Annotated in this window: 20 protein-coding genes and 1 riboswitch; of the genes, 9 read left to right on the top strand and 11 right to left on the bottom strand. The window is 70.5% G+C overall.

Going from position 1 to position 18,320, the window contains the following annotated elements; all coding sequences use genetic code 11:
- Positions 1 to 28: 28 nt before the first annotated feature.
- A complete protein-coding gene (locus ACYUED_RS11870) occupies positions 29 to 982 on the top strand; it encodes an ROK family glucokinase (RefSeq protein ID WP_491292244.1) in 954 nt (317 codons plus the stop codon).
- 155 nt (positions 983 to 1,137) lie between these two features.
- A complete protein-coding gene (locus tag ACYUED_RS11865) occupies positions 1,138 to 1,884 on the top strand; it encodes an endonuclease/exonuclease/phosphatase family protein (protein WP_491292243.1) in 747 nt (248 codons plus the stop codon).
- Here ACYUED_RS11865 and ACYUED_RS11860 read toward each other — a convergent pair.
- Positions 1,881 to 2,444 (bottom strand): hypothetical protein, encoded by a 564-nt coding sequence (locus tag ACYUED_RS11860; protein ID WP_491292242.1) that lies wholly within the window; start codon positions 2,442 to 2,444, stop codon positions 1,881 to 1,883. The two genes, ACYUED_RS11865 and ACYUED_RS11860, sit on opposite strands and share 4 nt — an antisense overlap.
- A complete protein-coding gene (locus ACYUED_RS11855; protein WP_491292241.1) occupies positions 2,437 to 3,216 on the bottom strand; it encodes an alpha/beta hydrolase in 780 nt (259 codons plus the stop codon). The genes ACYUED_RS11860 and ACYUED_RS11855 overlap by 8 nt, the downstream gene beginning before the upstream one ends.
- Positions 3,217 to 3,426: 210 nt before the next feature.
- Here ACYUED_RS11855 and ACYUED_RS11850 point away from each other — a divergent pair, with 210 nt between their 5' ends.
- The 4 genes from ACYUED_RS11850 (at position 3,427) to ACYUED_RS11835 (ending at position 7,221) form a co-directional block, all read left to right on the top strand.
- Entirely contained in the window at positions 3,427 to 4,143 is a 717-nt protein-coding gene (locus ACYUED_RS11850) for a lysophospholipid acyltransferase family protein (protein WP_491292240.1), read from the top strand.
- A 25-nt stretch (positions 4,144 to 4,168) separates the two neighbouring features.
- Positions 4,169 to 5,398 (top strand): MacS family sensor histidine kinase, encoded by a 1,230-nt coding sequence (macS, locus tag ACYUED_RS11845; RefSeq protein ID WP_491292238.1) that lies wholly within the window; start codon positions 4,169 to 4,171, stop codon positions 5,396 to 5,398.
- Positions 5,395 to 6,084 carry a response regulator gene (locus tag ACYUED_RS11840; protein WP_491292237.1) on the top strand — a complete coding sequence of 230 codons (690 nt, stop codon included), beginning with the start codon at positions 5,395 to 5,397 and terminating at the stop codon, positions 6,082 to 6,084. Before macS ends, ACYUED_RS11840 begins: the two co-directional genes overlap by 4 nt.
- A gap of 108 nt (positions 6,085 to 6,192) precedes the next feature.
- A complete protein-coding gene (locus ACYUED_RS11835; protein ID WP_491292236.1) occupies positions 6,193 to 7,221 on the top strand; it encodes a 6-phosphofructokinase in 1,029 nt (342 codons plus the stop codon).
- A 56-nt stretch (positions 7,222 to 7,277) separates the two neighbouring features.
- Here ACYUED_RS11835 and ACYUED_RS11830 read toward each other — a convergent pair whose 3' ends face one another.
- Positions 7,278 to 9,158 (bottom strand): anthranilate synthase family protein, encoded by a 1,881-nt coding sequence (locus tag ACYUED_RS11830; RefSeq protein WP_491292235.1) that lies wholly within the window; start codon positions 9,156 to 9,158, stop codon positions 7,278 to 7,280.
- Positions 9,159 to 9,273: 115 nt separating this feature from the next.
- On the bottom strand, positions 9,274 to 9,330 hold the full coding sequence (locus ACYUED_RS11825) for a trp operon leader peptide (protein WP_073723848.1): 57 nt from the start codon (positions 9,328 to 9,330) through the stop codon (positions 9,274 to 9,276).
- Positions 9,331 to 9,435: 105 nt separating this feature from the next.
- On the opposite strand from ACYUED_RS11825, the gene ACYUED_RS11820 reads away from it, so the two are divergent.
- Entirely contained in the window at positions 9,436 to 10,788 is a 1,353-nt protein-coding gene (locus tag ACYUED_RS11820; protein WP_266512804.1) for a class II 3-deoxy-7-phosphoheptulonate synthase, read from the top strand.
- Positions 10,789 to 10,957: 169 nt separating this feature from the next.
- Positions 10,958 to 11,185: a (2Fe-2S)-binding protein gene (locus tag ACYUED_RS11815; RefSeq protein WP_491292234.1), complete on the top strand. Its 228-nt coding sequence runs from the start codon at positions 10,958 to 10,960 to the stop codon at positions 11,183 to 11,185.
- On the opposite strand, the gene bfr is transcribed toward ACYUED_RS11815, so the two are convergent.
- Complete coding sequence (gene bfr / locus ACYUED_RS11810; RefSeq protein ID WP_266512801.1) at positions 11,182 to 11,661, bottom strand: bacterioferritin; 480 nt, start codon at positions 11,659 to 11,661, stop codon at positions 11,182 to 11,184. The two genes, ACYUED_RS11815 and bfr, sit on opposite strands and share 4 nt — an antisense overlap.
- Before the next feature lie 173 nt (positions 11,662 to 11,834).
- Between bfr and ACYUED_RS11805 the strand changes: the two genes are divergently transcribed.
- On the top strand, positions 11,835 to 12,482 hold the full coding sequence (locus ACYUED_RS11805; RefSeq protein WP_491292232.1) for a sulfite oxidase-like oxidoreductase: 648 nt from the start codon (positions 11,835 to 11,837) through the stop codon (positions 12,480 to 12,482).
- Positions 12,483 to 12,498: 16 nt separating this feature from the next.
- On the opposite strand, the gene ACYUED_RS11800 is transcribed toward ACYUED_RS11805, so the two are convergent.
- From ACYUED_RS11800 to thiO, 6 genes are all read right to left on the bottom strand, one after another.
- Positions 12,499 to 13,002 carry a DUF4396 domain-containing protein gene (locus ACYUED_RS11800; RefSeq protein ID WP_491292231.1) on the bottom strand — a complete coding sequence of 168 codons (504 nt, stop codon included), beginning with the start codon at positions 13,000 to 13,002 and terminating at the stop codon, positions 12,499 to 12,501.
- A gap of 76 nt (positions 13,003 to 13,078) precedes the next feature.
- Complete coding sequence (locus ACYUED_RS11795; RefSeq protein ID WP_491292230.1) at positions 13,079 to 13,948, bottom strand: deoxyribonuclease IV; 870 nt, start codon at positions 13,946 to 13,948, stop codon at positions 13,079 to 13,081.
- 34 nt (positions 13,949 to 13,982) lie between these two features.
- Positions 13,983 to 15,923, bottom strand: coding sequence for a Stk1 family PASTA domain-containing Ser/Thr kinase (gene pknB, locus ACYUED_RS11790; RefSeq protein ID WP_491292229.1), 1,941 nt, complete (start codon positions 15,921 to 15,923; stop codon positions 13,983 to 13,985).
- 118 nt (positions 15,924 to 16,041) lie between these two features.
- Positions 16,042 to 16,836 carry a thiazole synthase gene (locus ACYUED_RS11785; RefSeq protein WP_491292228.1) on the bottom strand — a complete coding sequence of 265 codons (795 nt, stop codon included), beginning with the start codon at positions 16,834 to 16,836 and terminating at the stop codon, positions 16,042 to 16,044.
- Positions 16,837 to 16,839: 3 nt separating this feature from the next.
- Positions 16,840 to 17,040, bottom strand: a complete 201-nt coding sequence (gene thiS, locus ACYUED_RS11780) for a sulfur carrier protein ThiS (RefSeq protein WP_491292227.1) — start codon at positions 17,038 to 17,040, stop codon at positions 16,840 to 16,842.
- A complete protein-coding gene (gene thiO / locus ACYUED_RS11775; protein WP_491292226.1) occupies positions 17,037 to 18,191 on the bottom strand; it encodes a glycine oxidase ThiO in 1,155 nt (384 codons plus the stop codon). Before thiO ends, thiS begins: the two co-directional genes overlap by 4 nt.
- Positions 18,189 to 18,300: riboswitch (TPP riboswitch) on the bottom strand. It overlaps the preceding gene by 3 nt.
- Positions 18,301 to 18,320 lie beyond the last annotated feature (20 nt).

Here is an 18,320-nt window from a genome sequence, read left to right as displayed (position 1 = left end):
GCGGGGCTCGACCGAAACTGAGGGATTCATGGGACTCACCATCGGCGTCGACATCGGCGGTACCAAGATCGCGGCCGGTGTGGTCGACGAGGACGGCAACATCCTCTCGACGCACCAGGTGCCGACCCCGGGCACGCCCGAGGCGATCGTGGACGCCATCGCCTCCGCCGTGGAGGGCGCGCGCGCCGGTCACGAGATCGTCGGCGTGGGCATCGGCGCGGCCGGCTACGTGAACCGGCAGCGGTCCACCGTGTACTTCGCGCCGAACATCGACTGGCGCCAGGAGCCGCTGAAGCAGGCGGTCGAGGCCCGCGTGGGCCTCCCCGTCGTCGTGGAGAACGACGCCAACGCGGCAGCCTGGGGCGAGTACAAGTTCGGCGCGGGCAAGGGCCACCGCAACGTCATCTGCATCACGCTCGGCACCGGCCTGGGCGGCGGCATCATCATCGGCAACAAGCTGCGCCGCGGCCACTTCGGCGTCGCCGCCGAGTTCGGGCACATCCGCATGGTCCCGGACGGACTGCTGTGCGGCTGCGGCTCACAGGGCTGCTGGGAGCAGTACGCCTCCGGACGCGCCCTCGTGAGATACGCCAAACAGCGCGCCAACGCCACCCCCGAGATCGCCGAGATCCTGCTCGGCCTCGGCGACGGCAGCCCGGAGGGCATCGAGGGCAAGCACATCTCCATGGCCGCCCGCCAGGGCGACCCGGTCGCCGTCGACTCCTACCGCGAGCTCGCCCGCTGGGCCGGCGCCGGCCTCGCCGACCTCGCCTCGCTCTTCGACCCGTCCGCCTTCATCGTCGGCGGCGGCCTCTCCGACGAGGGAGAGCTGGTCCTGGACCCGATCCGCAAGTCCTACAAGCGCTGGCTGGTCGGCGGCAACTGGCGCCCGGTCGCGGATGTCATCGCGGCCCAGCTGGGCAACAAGGCGGGCCTGGTGGGCGCGGCGGACCTGGCTCGGGAGCCCGACCCCATCATGTGACGCGCACTTCTCCAGGTGCGGTCAGTGCACGTGCTCCAGGGGGGCGCGGGGCTGTATGAACACGCGGCTCCGCCACGTGGGCGCGACAAGCCACGACGGACCGGCGGTCGCCCATACACCTCGCGCCCCGCGCTCCAAGGCGTAGATTGATCCACATGGAGCCGCTGCCCAACTCCCGCACCGAACCGGACGGTTCCGCCGTCATCCGGGTCCTCAGCTACAACATCCGCTCCATGCGCGACGACACGGACGCCCTGGCCCGCGTCATCACCGCGTGCGGCCCCGATCTGGTCCTCCTCCAGGAAGCGCCGCTCTTCTTCCGTTGGCGCAAGAAGCTCGCACGGCTGGCGGCCGCCTCCGGTCAGGTGATCCTCACCGGAGGCGCCACAGCCGCCGGCCCGGCCATCCTCTGCACCCTCCGCGCGACCGTCGAACGCACCGAGGACGTCCTCCTGCCGCTCACCCCCGGCCAGTTCCGCCGCGGTTTCGCCACCGCGGTGCTCCGCTTCGGCGCCACCCGCCTCGGCGTCCTCAGCTGCCACCTCTCCCTGGAGAAGGACGAGCGGTACGAGCAGGGCGGCATGCTCCTGGACCGCCTCGCCGGCCTGGGCGTCGATCACGCGATCGCGGGCGGCGACCTCAACGACCGCCCCACCGGCCGCACCTTCCGCCGTCTCGCCGACGGCCTTCAGGACTGCCGGGTCACCGCCCCCTGGGGCGGCGATTTCACCTTCACGCCGGTCACGCCCTTCCAGCGCATCGACGCGATCTTCGCCAGCAAGGGCATCGAGGTGCTCGGCTGCGGCGTCCCCCTCGGCCACCCCGGAGTGACGGAGACGGACCTGAGGGCGGCCACGGACCACCTCCCGGTCCTGGCCGCCCTCCGAATCCCGGCCGGCTAGACGACCGCGCCGCGCCCCGGATCGTCGTCGTCCTCGTCATCCGTCCGCATCCGCATCACCAGTGCGGCGAAACCGCCCAGGAAGCCGCCGATGCCGAGCGTGGCGAGCCACCAGGTCATGTCCCAGCCGAGCAGCACCGCCAACAGGAGCAGGATCGGACCGCCGATCACTCCCAGCCAGGCGAACTTCGCGGTCGCGTCGGCCGCGGGCAGCGGCGGCGGCTCCGGCGGTACGAAGTGGCCCTCGTCGTCCTCGTCGAAGTCGTCATCGGACGGCGCCGCGGTCGCGTAGTCGCGCGGGCCGACGCCGGGCGCGAAGGAGACCGATCCGCCCAGGGGGCCGACGGGCTTGTCCTGCTTCGGCGCGTCGTCCGCGGAGTCGTTGCTCTCCGGCTCAAGCAGCGCGAGGTCCTCGACCGACTTGAAGGGCTTGGCGCCCGGCGGGTCCTTCGGCTCGTCGCCGTACCCGGCGACGATCGCGGCCCACGCGGCATCCTCGTCGAAGGGAACGCCCTGCTCCTCCGGCTCGAGATCCTCGCGGTCCGAGTCGTGCTCAGCCACCTGCGGCCGTCCCTTCCTTGCCGACACTGGGTGCGAGCCGGCCGATGAACGCGAGGCTCTCCTCGAAAATCCGGTCCGCGTCGTGGTCCAACGTCGCGACGTGGTAGCTCTGTTCCAGCAGGACCTCCGTCACGTCCCGTGACGACACCCGGCCGAGGATCCGCGCCGAGTCGGCCGGCGGCACGACATGGTCCTGCGGGCTGCGCAGGACCAGCAGCGGCTGTGTGACCTGCGGCAGCTCGCGGTCGACCAGCCGGAAGAAGTTCCGCAGCGAATGGGCCGCGTGCAGCGGCACCCGGTCGTACCCCAGCGCGACGCCGCCCTCCCTGGCGATGTCGCTGGCGATCCCCTTCGTCGTCCGCACGAGATGGCGGGCCACCGGAAGGGCGTACGGGGAGAAGCCGTGCATGCGGTTCGCCGGGTTGACGACCACCACCCCGGCGACCCCCTCGCCGTGCTTGGCCGCCAGGCGCAGGGCCAGGGTGCCCCCCATCGACAGGCCGGCCACGAACACCGCGCCGCAGCGCTCGCGCAGGGACCGCAGCTCGCGGTCCACCTCCGCGTACCAGTCCTGCCAGCCGGTGAGCTGCATGTCCTCCCAGCGCGTGCCGTGCCCGGGCAGCAGCGGCAGCGAGACCGTCAGGCCGCGCTCGGCGAGATGCTCCGCCCAGGGGCGCAGCGACTGGGGGGAACCGGTGAAGCCGTGGCAGAGGAGGACGCCTGTGTCTCCGCCCTCATGGCGGTACGGCTCGGCTCCAGGAAGGACCGGCACCTTCGGTCTCCTGTTCATGGAAGAGGGGTCATGGAAGGGGGTCATGGAAACGGGGGTCAAGGAAGGGGCACGCAGTGGATGGAGCGCCTGCAGAACCTTCACCGTACGCGACCGCACTGACACCGACCAGGGTCGTCGGCGCCTTTGACAGTGCTCCGGGTTAAGGTCTGATCGACGGAAACGGGAGGCACTGGGTTGTTGTACGGCACGATGAAGGTAGCCATCGGAGGGCCGCTGAAGGTCGCCTTCAGGCCCTGGGTGGAAGGGCTCGAGAACATTCCGGCGGAGGGTGCCGCCATCCTGGCGAGCAATCATCTCTCCTTCTCCGACTCGTTCTTCCTGCCCGCGGTCCTCGACCGCAAGGTCACCTTCATCGCGAAGGCGGAGTACTTCACCACGCCCGGCGTGAAGGGCCGCCTCACGGCCGCCTTCTTCAAGGGTGTCGGCCAACTCCCGGTGGACCGCTCCGGCGCGCGGGGCGCGGGCGAGGCCGCCGTCAAGAGCGGCATCGACGTCCTGGAGCGCGGTGAGCTGTTCGGCATCTACCCCGAGGGCACCCGCTCGCCCGACGGCCGTCTCTACCGGGGCAAGCCCGGCGGCCTCGCGCGCGTGGCGCTCGCCAGCGGCGCGCCGGTCGTCCCGGTCGCGATGATCGACACGGAGAAGATCCAGCCGCCGGGCAAGGTGATGCCCAAGCTGATGCGCCCGGGAATCCGCATCGGCAGGGCCCTCGACTTCAGCCGCTACCAGGGCATGGAGCACGACCGCTTCGTCCTGCGCGCGGTCACCGACGAGGTCATGTACGAGATCATGAAGCTTTCCGGCCAGGAGTACGTCGACATCTACGCGACCGCGGCCAAGCGGCGGATCGCGGATGCCGCGAAGGCCGACAAGGAACAGGCCAAGAAGGAGAAGTCCGGGGCCTAGGCTCCTGGTTGTGGGGGTGGGGGAAATGGCCAGGCGCGAGCAAGTCATGCGGATGTCGGTCGAGCAGCCGCTGTGGCGTGCGCTCACCGCGTACCGGGTGCTGACCATGCTGTACGCGGTCGGCCTGTTCGCCACCGCGTACGACGAGTACGACCGGGCGGGCATCGCCATCGTCTACTACGTCGTCCTGTTCGCCTGGACGCTCGCCACGCTGCCCCGCGTCCAGAGCGCGGTCGCCTGCACCAAGCGCTTCCTCGCCGTCGACCTCGCGATCGCGCTCACCGGCATCCTCCTCACCCCGATCGCGGCCGACGACGCGCACATCCACAGCGGCGGCCCCACCCTGCCATCCATATGGACGGCGGGCTCGGTCCTCGCGTACGCCATCAAGGGCGGATGGCGCTGGGCCGCGTTCGCCTCCACGCCGGTCGCCGCCGCCAATCTGATCGCGCGTGGCGCCCCGGCCCGCGACACCGTCCACAACGTGATCCTGGTCTGGGTCGCCTCCATCGCCATCGGCTACGTCGTCGAGGTCGCCCGCGCCTCCGAGCGCACCCTCGCCCGGGCCCTGGAGATCGAGGCCGCGACGAGGGAGCGGGAGCGGCTGGCCCGGGACATCCACGACGGCGTGCTGCAGGTGCTGGCCATGGTGCAGCGGCGCGGTGCCGTCATCGGCGGCGAGGCGGGCGAGCTGGGCCGCATGGCCGGCGAGCAGGAGGTCGCGCTGCGCACGCTGGTCTCCGGCGGGCTGGTCCCCGTCTCCCGGGCGTCGGAGGACGCGGCCGACGGCGCGGTCGTACGGGCCGTGGAGGAGCCGTCCTACGACCAGGACGGGCCCGTGGACCTGCGGGTGTTCCTCGCTCGGTACGCTGCCGCGAAGGTCAGCTTCGCCGAGCCCGGCGCCCCCGTGCTGTTGACCACGCCCGCCGCGAAGGAGCTGGCCGCGGCCGTCGGCGCCGCCCTGGACAACGTACGCAAGCACGCAGGCGAGCACGCGCGCGCGTGGATCCTCGTCGAGGACGAGCCCGGCGAGGTCGTGGTGACCGTACGGGACGACGGACCCGGCATCCCCGAGGGGCGACTCGCCCAGGCCGAGGGCGAGGGACGGCTCGGCGTCGCCCTGTCCATCCGGGGTCGGCTGCGCGAACTCGGCGGCAGCGCCGAACTGATCTCGGTGCCCGGGCAGGGCACGGAGGTCGAGCTGAAAGTACCGAAGGACGCGAAGGACCCACGGGGTAAGGCGGAGCGGCGATGACGGATTCCACCGACGGGCAGCGGGACCCGATCAGGGTCATGGTGGTCGACGACCACCCGATGTGGCGCGACGCCGTCGCCCGCGACCTGGCCGAGTCCGGCTTCGACGTGGTCGCCACCGCCGGCGACGGCGACCAGGCCGTACGCCGAGCCAAGGCCGCCGCCCCCGACGTCCTGGTCCTCGACCTGAACCTGCCGGCCAAGCCCGGTGTCCAGGTCTGCAAGGAACTCGTCGGCCACAACCCGGCGTTGCGGGTCCTCGTGCTGTCCGCGAGCGGCGAGCACGCCGACGTCCTGGAGGCCGTGAAGTCCGGCGCGACCGGCTATCTGCTGAAGTCGGCGTCGACCGAGGAACTCCTGGACGCGGTGCGCCGTACGGCCGTCGGGGACCCGGTGTTCACACCGGGCCTGGCCGGACTGGTCCTCGGCGAGTACCGCCGTCTCGCCTCCGAGCCCGCGCCCGCCGCCGACACCGGCGAATCCAGGGTCCCGCAGCTCACCGACCGCGAGACGGAGGTGCTGCGCCTGGTCGCCAAGGGCCTGAGCTACAAGCAGATCGCCGAACGCCTCGTCATCTCCCACCGCACGGTGCAGAACCACGTCCAGAACACCCTCGGCAAGCTCCAGCTGCACAACAGGGTCGAACTCGTGCGGTACGCGATAGAGCGCGGGCTTGACGACGAGTAAACCGCGCGCCCGACAGTTCACCGGAATTGCCCTTCACGCCCATCCCTGTGTGACCTGGATCACCATTAGCGTGGCCCCCACAGGCAACCGCGGCGAAGGGACATTTCCATGCGGGTCGGAGTACTGACCGGAGGCGGCGACTGCCCCGGACTCAACGCCGTCATCCGGGGCATCGTCCGCAAGGGCGTGCAGGAGTACGGCTACGACTTCGTCGGCTACCGGGACGGCTGGCGCGGACCGCTGGAGGGCGACACCGTCCGCCTCGACATCCCCGCGGTGCGCGGCATCCTGCCCCGCGGCGGCACCATCCTCGGCTCCTCGCGCACGAATCCGCTGAAGCAGGAGAACGGCATCCGCCGGATCAAGGAGAACCTCGCCAAGCAGGAGGTCGACGCGCTCATCGCGATCGGCGGCGAGGACACCCTGGGCGTCGCGGCGCGCCTCACCGACGAGTACGGCGTGCCCGTCGTCGGCGTACCGAAGACCATCGACAACGACCTGTCCGCCACCGACTACACCTTCGGCTTCGACACCGCGGTCGGCATCGCGACGGAGGCCATCGACCGCCTGCACACCACCGCCGAGTCCCATATGCGCGTCCTGGTCTGCGAGGTGATGGGCCGTCACGCCGGCTGGATCGCGCTCCACTCCGGCCTCGCGGGCGGCGCCAACGTCATCCTCATCCCCGAGCAGCGCTTCGACGTCGACCAGGTGTGCTCCTGGATCACCTCCCGCTTCAAGGCGTCGTACGCCCCGATCGTGGTCGTGGCGGAGGGCGCCATGCCCAAGGACGGCGACGTGGTCCTCAAGGACGGGTCGCTGGACTCCTTCGGACACGTCCGCCTGTCGGGAGTCGGCGAATGGCTGGCCAAGGAGATCGAGAAGCGCACGGGCAAGGAGGCCCGTACCACCGTCCTCGGTCACATCCAGCGCGGCGGCACCCCCAGCGCCTTCGACCGCTGGCTCGCCACCCGCTTCGGCCTGCACGCCATCGACGCCGTCCGTGACGGTGACTTCGGGAAGATGGTCGCCCTGCACGGCACCGACATCGTCCGCGTCCCGATCGCGGAGGCCACGGCCAGACTCAAGACGGTGGACCCGAAGCTGTACGAGGAGGTCGGGGTCTTCTTCGGCTGACGGCAGGCCCAGGCGGAGGTCCGGGGGCGCCGGCCCCCGGACCGTTGCGTGGCCGGCTACACGGTCGTGTTCAGCAGCCCGCCGACCAACTCCCGCACCACTGCGGCGCCGTTGAGCGTGAGGATCGACTCCGGGTGGAACTGCACTCCGGCGAATCCCGGGCCGCGCATCGCGTGCACTTCGTACGAGGGGCTCCGGCTGACCTCGACGCCGTGCGCGGCCAGTTCCTCGACGGTCTCGTCGTCGCAGCGCGCCACGAAGCTGTTGTAGAAGCCGACGGTCTCGCTCCGCCCGAACAGGTCGACCGTCGTCTGCGCGCCCTGGTAGGGCACTTCCTTCCGTACGATCTCCAGCCCCAGCTCGGCCGCGATCAGCTCGTGTCCGAGGCAGACGCCGAGGACGCCGTGCCCGTGGTTCCGGATCACCGCGGCGGTCAGCTCCCGCAGGAACCGCATCTTCGGATCGTCCACGTCCGAGGGGTCACCGGGGCCGGGGCCCAGCACGAGTGGCCCCTCATGCGCGAGCACGGCGTCCCGCAGGCCGGGCTCGTCGTAGCGCCGGACGGTCACCTCCAGACCGCTGGAGCGCAGCACATGCGCGAGCATCGCCGTGAAGGTGTCCTCGGCGTCGACGATCAGGGCGTGCCCGGTGAGCTGAGCGGACCGCTCCTGCATCCGCAGCCAGAAGGGGGCGAGTGAGGCCCGGCGCCCGTCGAGCGCGGCACGCACGCGTGGATCGTCGGCGAGACGTACGCGCGCGTGCTCGTCACGCGGCCGTGACGGGCGTACGCCCAGGGCCGCCAGCACACCCGCCGCCTTCGCGTGCGTCTCCGCGACCTCGCTCGCCGGGTCCGATCCCCGTACGAGGGTCGCGCCGACCGGCACCCTCAGCCGCCCGTCCGCGTCGATGTCCGCGGTACGGATGAGGATGGGGGAGTCGAGCGTCTGCGCGCCCCCGGAGTCCCGGCCCAGCAGGGCCAGCGCGCCCGCGTAGTAGCCGCGCCCGACACCATCCGGCCCGAGGGGCTCGTACCGCTCGATGACCCGGCAGGCGTTCTGCACGGGCGACCCGGTGACGGTCGCCGCGAACATCGTCTCCTTCAGCACCTCACGCGCGTCCAGCGAGGACTTCCCGCGCAACTCGTACTCGGTGTGCGCGAGATGGGCCATCTCCTTCAGGCGCGGGCCGACCACGACCCCGCCCATGTCGCCGACGGTGCACATCATCTTGAGCTCCTCGTCGACGACCATCGACAGCTCCTCGATCTCCTTGCCGTCGTCGAGGAAGCCGAGCAGGTGCTCGGGTGTCGGGCCCTCGGCGGGATACCGGTACGTCCCGCTGATCGGGTTCATGACGACCGTGCCGCCGGACATCCGGACGTGCACCTCGGGACTGGCACCGACCAGTGTCCGGTCCCCGGTGTGCACGACGAACGTCCAGTACGCGCCCCGCTCGCCCTCCAGCAGCCGCCGGAAGAGCGCGAGGGCGTCGGCTCTGGAGAATCCCGGGATCCCGCCCTCGTACGTCCGCCGGATCACGAAGTTCGCGCCCTCGCCCCGCCCGATCTCCTCCCGCAGCACCCGCCCGACGATCTCGCCGTACTCCTCGTCGTCGACGTCGAAGCCGCCGTCCTCCACGCGCACGTCGTGCGTCGGGAGCTGCGCGAGAGCGTCGGCGAGCGGGATCTCGTACGACTCCTCGGGGGTGAGGAACGTCAGCGGGGTGCCGTCGTCGCGGACGTCGAAGCCGCGCTCGCGGATCTGGCGGAAGGGGACCAGGGCGAGGCCCTCGTCAGGGAGGTCGGCGAGGCGGTCGTAGGCGGCGACCGGGCCGAGGAGCAGCTCGACCGTGGCGTTTTCCTCGATGGCACGGCCCGGCGTGCGGCGGTGCAGCAGGGCGAACGGCCGGGGGTCGTGCGGCAGGTCCAGCAGGTTCATGGGTCCGGGTTCCTTCTCGGTCTCGTCGTCGGCAAGGAGGACGGAGAGGAACGACCCCGGAAAACACCGAAGGCCGCCCCTCGGGCGGCCTTCGCGAAGTCTTGCGTACGCGCAGTCAGTGGGCCGCCGGATGAGCGGTCCACCACCAGGTCTGGGTCGAATGCGCGAACATGCGACGCACCCTACCGCACCGCCCGGCCGTCCGGACGGTGGTCGCCCTGTCTCACCAGTCGAGCCGGGAGATAACCAGTCGACACGACCCCGTAATGTTTACCGGGTGACCGTGAACGCAACGACCAGCGCGAGCGCTGGCAACACCTGGCGAAACCTGCCCGCGGCGCAGCAGCCCGAGTACCCCGACACCGAGGCTCTGCGCGCAGTGATCGCGGACCTCGAGTCGTATCCGCCGCTCGTCTTCGCGGGCGAGTGCGACCAGCTGCGCGCCCGGATGGCGGCCGTCGCCAAGGGAGAGGCGTTCCTTCTCCAGGGCGGCGACTGCGCCGAGGCCTTCGACGCGGTGTCCGCCGACCACATCCGCAACAAGCTCAAGACCCTGCTCCAGATGGGCGCCGTGCTGACGTACGCCGCCTCGGTGCCGGTCGTGAAGGTCGGCCGCATCGCCGGCCAGTACTCCAAGCCGCGCTCCAAGCCGACCGAGACCCGCGACGGCGTGACCCTGCCGACCTACCGCGGCGACTCGGTCAACGGCTTCGACTTCACCGAGGCCGCCCGCATCCCGGACCCCGAGCGCCTGAAGCGGATGTACAACGCCTCCGCCTCCACGCTCAACCTGGTGCGCGCCTTCACCACCGGCGGTTACGCCGACCTGCGCCAGGTGCACGCCTGGAACCAGGACTTCGTGAAGTCGTCCCCGTCCGGTCAGCGCTACGAGCAGCTGGCCCGCGAGATCGACAACGCGCTGAACTTCATGCGGGCCTGTGGCACGGACCCGGAGGAGTTCAAGACCGTCGAGTTCTACTCCTCGCACGAGGCGCTGCTGCTGGACTACGAGTCGGCGCTGACCAGGGTCGACTCGCGTACCGGGCAGCTGTACGACGTCTCGGCGCACATGGTGTGGATCGGCGAGCGCACCCGTCAGCTGGACGGCGCGCACATCGAGTTCGCCTCGAAGATCCGCAACCCGATCGGCATCAAGCTCGGCCCGACCACCACGGCCGAGGAGGCGCTGCAGTACATCGAGCGCCTCGACCCCGACCGTGAGCCCGGCCGGCTGACCTTCATCGTCCGCATGGGCGCCGACAAGGTCCGCGACAAGCTGCCCGAGCTGGTCGAGAAGGTCAGCGCGTCCGGCGCGACCGTCGCCTGGATCACCGACCCGATGCACGGCAACACCTACGAGGCGGCCTCCGGCCACAAGACCCGCCGCTTCGACGACGTGCTCGACGAGGTCAAGGGCTTCTTCGAGGTGCACAAGGGCCTCGGCACCCACCCGGGCGGCATCCACGTCGAGCTCACCGGTGACGACGTCACCGAGTGCGTGGGCGGCGGCGACGAGATCTTCGTCGACGACCTGCACCAGCGCTACGAGACGGCCTGCGACCCGCGCCTGAACCGCAGCCAGTCCCTCGACCTGGCGTTTCTCGTCGCCGAGATGTACAGGGACCAGTAGGGACCGGTGACGGGGGCACCTGTTGCAGGAACGTGAATGGGGCGCGGATCACATACGATCCGCGCCCCATCGCACTTTTGCGGTTCCTGAGTGCCGGGTAAGGTTAGGTTAGCCTCACCGATCATTCGGGACGGCGAGACTGGTCAATCCCGGCGGGAGGTGGAACCGCGTGTACGTCTGCAGTTGCTTCGGCATCACCGAGCAGCAGGTCAAGAAGCATGCCGAGGACGGTGCCGGTACCCCCCGCCGGCTGGCCTCCGCCTGCAAGGCGGGCACGGACTGCGGTTCGTGCGTCCGGCGGATCCAGGCACTCCTGGGCCGGGGCGAGTGCCCCCGCCGTGAGCTGGCCGAACAACAGGGCAAGGCGGTCCTGACCGGGCTGGACGAGGCCGCCTAGCTCTCCGGCTGCTCGATCAGCTGCGCGATGTAGAGCGCCTCTCCGAGCTTCTCGACCAGTTCCAGCTGGGTGTCGAGGTAGTCGATGTGGTGCTCCTCGTCCGCGAGGATCGACTCGAAGATGTTCGCGGACGTGATGTCGCCCTTGGTGCGCATCACCTCGATACCGCGCTTGAGCCGGTCGATCGCCTCGACCTCGACCTGCCGGTCGGCCTCGAACATCTCCTTGACGGTCTGCCCCACGCGCACATGGAACAGCCGCTGGTAGTTCGGCAGCCCCTCCAGGAAGAGGATGCGGTCGGTGAGCACCTCCGCGTGCTTCATCTCGTCGAACGACTCGTGCCGCGTGTACTTCGCGAGCTTCGTCCAGCCGAAGTTCTCCTGCATCTTCGCGTGCAGGAAGTACTGGTTGATCGCGGTCAGCTCGCCGGTGAGTTGCTCGTTGAGGAATTCGATGACCTCGGGGTCGCCCTGCATCGCAGAGGCTCCTTCCAAGCGTGGGGACTGGCAGGTTGCGCCGCATGATTCCACCGGCAACAAAGATCGTCCAGTAAGTCTTCACTTAGTAAGTAAGTGCATACTTAGTCGCAATTGCCCGTATTTGATGGGGGCGGTCAAGCGCACTGTCATAGGTCTGTCAGGATGGAGACATGGGTCAGCCGGCGGAGCGTGAATCGGGAGAACGCGATTCAGGAGGAGCAGCACAGGCCGAGCTTCCGCCGGGGCAGCGCCTGCAACGCGGCTGGCCGGTCACGCACTACGGGCCCGTCCCCAAGTTCCGCCCGGAGCGCTGGGAGTTCAGGGTATTCGGCGCGACCGCGGACGGCGAGAAGCACTGCTGGACCCACGAGGAGTTCGCGGCCCTGCCGTACGCCACGGTCGTGGCCGACCTGCACTGCGTCACGAAGTTCAGCATGCTCGGCGCCGAATGGGGCGGGATTCCCGCCCGTACGATTCTTGAGATCGCGCCGCCCGCGCCCGCGGTCACCCATGTCATGGTGTGGGCCGAATACGGATTCAGCTCGAACCTCCGCCTGGCGGACTTCGCGTCCGGGCGGACCATCTTCGCCACCCACAAGGACGGCGAGCTGCTGACGGCGGAACATGGCTTCCCGCTGCGCCTCGTCGTGCCCCATCTGTACGCCTGGAAGGGCCCGAAGTGGGTGCGCGGCGTGGAGTACATGACCGCCGACCGCCGCGGCTTCTGGGAGGAGCGCGGCTACCACAACGTCGGGGACCCGTGGAAGGAGCAGCGCTACTCCTACCAGGAGGAGCTCGGGGACGGCCCCGAGCTCTGACTCCTGGCGGACGTCGTCAGTGGTGGTAGCCGTGCACCACCGCGTGGCCCTTTCCGCGGCCGATCATCCACTTGTTGACAGGTGTCGTCGTGACGAAGGCGATCGCCAGGGAGATCGCGAGGGAAGCCCAGAACAGCAGGTCGGCCAGCTGGGCGTCCATCGCGTCCGGCCACAGAACGATCACACCGTTGTCGATCAGCTCCATCACGGCGATGGACAGGGTGTCCGCGGCCAGTGCCACCCGGAAGGCCGTACGGAAACCGACGCCGGCCCGCAGCACCCCGCGCAGGGTCAGTGAGTAGCCGAAGAAGAACGCGAGGACGATCGCCAGGACCGTCGTCGCGACGTTGCCCCAGCCGAGTGCCGTGCCGACGACCATGCCCAGCACCTCGCCGATGGCGCAGCCGGTCAGGCAGTGGAGGGTCGCCTGGGCGGCCATGCTCCAGGTGGCGGCGGCCGGGTGATGGTGGTGTGCGTGTGTCTGATGTTCCTGATGTTCCTGATGTGCTTCGTGCTGCATGGCTGCCCCCAATGTCAGGTAACGGTTCCTGCATCGAGCAGGAACCGTATACCCCCCTGGGGTATTCCTCAACGGCCTACGAGTCGCGCAGTTTCTTCAGCCGCTCCACGTCCGCGGCATGCCCTTCCTTGCCGCCGGGTGTCTCGATGATCAGTGGTACGCCCTCGGTCGCGGGGTGGGTCATCAGCGCCCGGAACGGATCCTCGCCGATGTGACCGGCACCGATGTTCTCGTGCCGGTCCTTGTGTGCGCCGACCACGTCCTTGGAGTCGTTGGCGTGGATCAGCTTCAGCCGGCCCTCGCCGACGGTGTCCACCAGCAGGTCCAGGGTCTGGTGCATGCCGCTCGGGCCGGTCAGATCGTGGCCGGCCGCGTAGATGTGGCACGTGTCCAGGCAGACGCCGAGCTTCGGATGGGCGTCCAGCGCCTCGAAGTACGGGCCGAAGTCCCAGGTCCGCGAGCAGAGCGAGGCGCCCTGCCCGGCGGTCGACTCCAGGAGCAGGAACGGGTCGTCGTCGTGGGTGAGCTCGTCGAGCAGCGGCAGCATGTGCTCCCGCACCTGCTTCAGGGCGACGGAGCGGTCCCTGCCGCCGGTCGCGCTGCCCGTGTGCACGACCACCCCGAGCGCTCCGATCTCCCGCCCGCGCCGCAGCGAGTGCCGCAGCGAGTCCACGGACTTCTCGACGGTCGCCTCGGTGTGCGAACCGAAGTTGATCAGGTACGGGGCATGCACGTACGCCGGGATCGACTCGGCCTCGCACGCCGCGCGGAACTCCTCGTCCTGTCGCGGATTGCCGACCGGCGTGGCCCAGCCGCGCGGGTTGGCGACGAAGACCTGCACCGTCTCGGCCTTCAGATCATGGGCGTACGACAGGCCGACGGAGTGGAGACCGCCGGCCACGGGAACATGGCCGCCGACGGGGTTGCGGGACTGCTGAATCTTCACCCGTTCAGGGTGTCACGCAGCCTGACGTGCTCCGTCACCGGATCTTGATGGTGATCGTCGACCCCTTGGGCGCCTTGTCCCCGCCCTCCACGGACTGGCTCTTGACGGTGTCGCCGAACAGTCCGAGCAGACCGCGGTCCTTGTCGACCTTGAAGCCGGCGTCTTCCAGGGTCTTCTGCGCGTCGTCGACGTTGTCCCCGGTGACGTCCGGAACCTCGATCATCTCGGGGCCCTTGGACAGGGTCAGCGTCACCGTGTCGCCCTCGGCGGCCTGGCGTTCGCTCCGGGGTGTCTGCGCGGCGACCTGCCCCTTGTCGTACTCGGAGTTGACCCGCTCGGAGGCGACCTTCACCGTCAGGCCCGCGTCCTCCAGATCGGCCTTCGCGTCCTGAAGGTCCTCACCGGTGACGTCCGGGACGTCCACCGGGCTTCCCTTGCTGACGACGAGCGCGATCGCCGAACCTGCGTGCCGCTTCGTGCCCGCCGCCGGATCCGTGGAGATCACGGAGCCCCTGGGGACGTCGTCGCTGAACTCGCGGGTGACCATGCCGGGTTCGAGGCTGTGCTGCTTCAGCTGCGTCCTCGCCTCGGCCAGCGTCCGGCTCTCCAGGTCGGGCACCTGCACGGTCTCCGGGCCGTCGGAGAGGGTGAGCGTCACGGACGCGTTGTCGCGGACGCGGCTGCCGGGCACGGGGTCGGAGCTGATGACCGTGCCCCGCTTCACCGTGTCGCTGTAGGCGTGCTTGACCTTGCCGAGGTCCAGCCCGGCGTTGTCCAGCTGCTTCCGCGCCTCCACCTGGGTCTTCGCCAGCACCGGCGGGACCTTGGTGAACTGGCCGGAGTTGATGTACCAGACACCCGTGCCGACACCGAGGACCAGCAGCACCGCGACGACGATCGCGAGCGGACCGCCCCGGCCGCGCGCGCCGCCCCGGCCGCGCCGGCGCGGCGGCAGCGGTGGGGGAGTCTCCAGCAGGCTGGTGTGGTGCAGTGCCCGCCGGTCGTCGTCCTCGTTCACCGGCAGCGGGCGCTGCACCGTCAGCCCGCGCGGGATCACGCTCGTACGGTCCGCGGAGATGTCCCGGTGGTCCGAGGCGAGCGCCTGCGGGGGCATCGCGTCCAGCTGGTCCACGCTGAGCGCGGCGCGCACCTCGCGCGCCTGCGCGAGCAGCGCCACCGCGTCCTGCGGGCGGATGTCGGGGGTGCGGGCGGTGGCCGACGCGACCAGCGCGTCCAGTTCGTACGCCAGCCCCGGCACGGCGGCCGACGGGGGCGGGACGTCCTCGTGGATGTGCTTGTAGAGGACGGTGGCCGCGGAGTCCCCGTAGTGCGGCCGGTCGCCCGTCAGCATCTCGTACAGGACGACACCGCACGCGTACACGTCGACCCGGGGGTCGGCGGTGCCGTGCTCGATCTGCTCCGGCGCGAGGTAGGAGACGGTGCCGAGGATCGTTCCCGTGGTGTTGGTGACCGTGTCCACGGAGCGGACGAGGCCGAAGTCGGCGACCTTGACCCGGCCGTCGTCTCCTATCAGCACGTTCTCCGGCTTCATGTCCCGGTGCACGAAACCGGCGCGGTGCGCGGCACCGAGCGCGGCCAGCACCGGCTCCAGGATGTCCAGAGCGGCGCGCGGCTGCAGCGCCCCGCGCTCGCGCAGCACGTCCCGCAGGGTGCACCCGGCGACGTACTCCATCGCGAGATAGACGTACGACCCGTCGGTGCCCTGGTCGAAGACCTGCACCACGTTCGGATGGGCCAGCCGGGCGACGGACTTCGCCTCCCGGATGAACCGGTCGACGAAGGTGCCGTCGGCGGCGAGCGAGGGGTGCATCACCTTGAGCGCGAGCACCCGGTCGAGGCGGGTGTCCAGGGCCCGGTAGACCGTGGCCATCCCGCCGACCGCGATCCGCGCCTCCACGCGATAGCGCCCGTCGAGCACCTGCCCGACCAGAGGGTCCTGAAGGGTCGTATCCACGCAGGTGAGTGTACGAGCCGTGACTGACAGGGCCGTGGATTCCTGCGGGATCGGGGCGTGACTGCAGCCGAGCTGTGACGGACATCGCAGCGACTTCAGGCCAGTGTCGAACGTTCGTTCAGAAAGCGGGCCGCTCGGGGTCCAGTCGTGCGAGGCCCTCCGCGGGGGACGACGCCGCCGCGAAGTGACGCCGCGGAATCCGCCCCGCGAGCCGGGCCAGCCGTCCCGCCTCCACCGCGTGCTTCATCGCCTCGGCCATCAGCTGCGGCTCCTGTGCCCGCGTCACCGCTGAGGCGAGCATCACACCCGCGCACCCCAGCTCCATCGCGAGCGCCGCGTCCGACGCCGTACCCGCACCCGCGTCCAGAATCACCGGCACGCGCGCGTGCTCGGTGATCAACTGAAAGTTGTGCGGGTTGCGGATGCCGAGCCCCGAGCCGATCGGCGAGCCGAGCGGCATGACCGCCGCACAACCGACGTCCTCCAGCTTCCGGGCGAGGACGGGATCGTCGTTCGTGTACGGCAGCACCGTGAAGCCGTCGTCGACGAGGGTCTCGGCGGCGTCCAGCAGCTCGATCGGGTCGGGCAGGAGGGTGCGCTCATCGGCGATGACCTCAAGTTTGACCAGTTCGGTTCCGAGCGCCTCGCGCGCGAGGCGGGCGGTGAGGACGGCCTCGCCGGCGGTGAAGCAGCCCGCCGTGTTCGGCAGCACCTGGATGCCGAGCCTGTCCAGGACGGACAGCACCGAGCCGTGCACCGAGGGGTCCACGCGCCGCATCGCCACGGTCGTCAGCTCCGTGCCGGACGCGACCAGCGCCCGCTCCAGCACGTCGAGGCTGGGAGCACCGCCGGTGCCCATGATCAGGCGGGACGTGAAGGACGTACCGCCGATGACAAGGGGATCGTCGGCCATGCGTCAGCCTCCTTGGACGGCGGTGAGGATCTCTACGCGGTCCCCCTCGCAGAGGGACGTCGACGGCCACTCGGCGCGTGGGACGACGGTCTCGTTCAGGGCGGCGGCCACCCCGGAGGCGGCCGGGGTCAGCGTGCGTACGACGGAGTCGAGAGCGGTGCCGGCAGCGAACTCCCGCGCCTGACCGTTGACGGAGATGTTCATGCGGGCTGCTCCATGAGCGCGAAACGCCTCGGGGTGAACGGACGGGCCTCGTCCGGGAGTTCGCCGGTGGTCAGGACGTGCGCCATGGCGTCGCCGGTGACCGGCGTGAGCAGCACGCCGTTGCGGTAGTGGCCGGTGGCCAGCAGGAGCCCGGGCAACTGCGTCGGGCCGAGCAGCGGCGCGTTGTCCGGGGAGCCGGGACGCAGGCCCGCACGCGTCTCCGTCAACGGCAGCTCGGTGATCCCGGGCACCAGCTCGTGCGCGTCGCGCAGCAGCTCGTACACGCCGCCCGCGGTGACCGTCGTGTCCCAGCCCAGCTCCTCGCTGGTCGCTCCGACGACCAGCTCGCCGTTCTCGCGCGGCACCAGGTAGACATGGCTGCCGCGGACGACCGCGCGCACGGTGCGGCTCAGGAACGGCGCGTACCGCTTCGGCACGGTCAGCCGAAGCACCTGCCCCTTCACCGGCCGCACGGGCGGCAGCACGTCGTCCGGGACGCCCGGGAGGCGCCCGCTGAGGCTGCCGGCGGCCAGCACCACCTGGCCCGCGCCCAGCTCGTCACCGCCCGCGGTCGTGACACCGGCGGCCCGGTCCCGTACGACGTGGAAGCGCTCGGCCCACGCGCGGTGGAAGACCACGCCCGCCCCCTCGCACGCCGCCACGAGAGCGCGTGCCAGGCGCCGGGGATCGATCTGGTGGTCGCCGTCGACCCTGAGCCCCCCGCGCACGCCGGGCGCGAGCATCGGCTCCAGGCGCCGGCAGTCGCGCCCCGACAGCCACTCGGAGTCGAGCCCCGACTGCCGCTGCAGGACGTGCAGTTCGCGCAGGTGGGCGCGGTCGTCGGCGTCCAGGGCGACGGCCAGCGTGCCGCACTGGCGGTAGCCGAGATCGAGGCCCGTGAGGTCGGTGAGCTCGGCCGCGAAGTCCGGGTAGCGGCGGGCCGACTCCAGACTGAGGCCGAGCAGGGTCTGCTCGCCGTAGTGCAGTTCGGTGACGGCGGCCAGCATCCCGGCGGCCACCTGGGCGGCCCCGCCGCCCGGTTCGGGGTCCACGACGGCCGTGGTCAGCCCGCGCTGCGCGGCCCGCCAGGCCGTGACCAGGCCGATGATTCCGCCCCCGATGACGAGGACGTCTGACGTACGTGACGACATGGGCGTCCAGCCCCTCCCTTCGCCGGCATGACCCGGATCAGGTTCGTACGGTCGGAGGCCGCCAGCCTCCCTCTCAGCCCGGTGCGTCCGGGCTCCCGCGAGTGCTTGTACGTTGGCCACCCTAGCCCG

The organism is Streptomyces sp. DF42 (genome assembly GCF_058267695.1).
The sequence above is the reverse complement of the archived record's forward strand: the minus strand, read 5'-3'. Positions and strand labels throughout refer to the sequence as shown.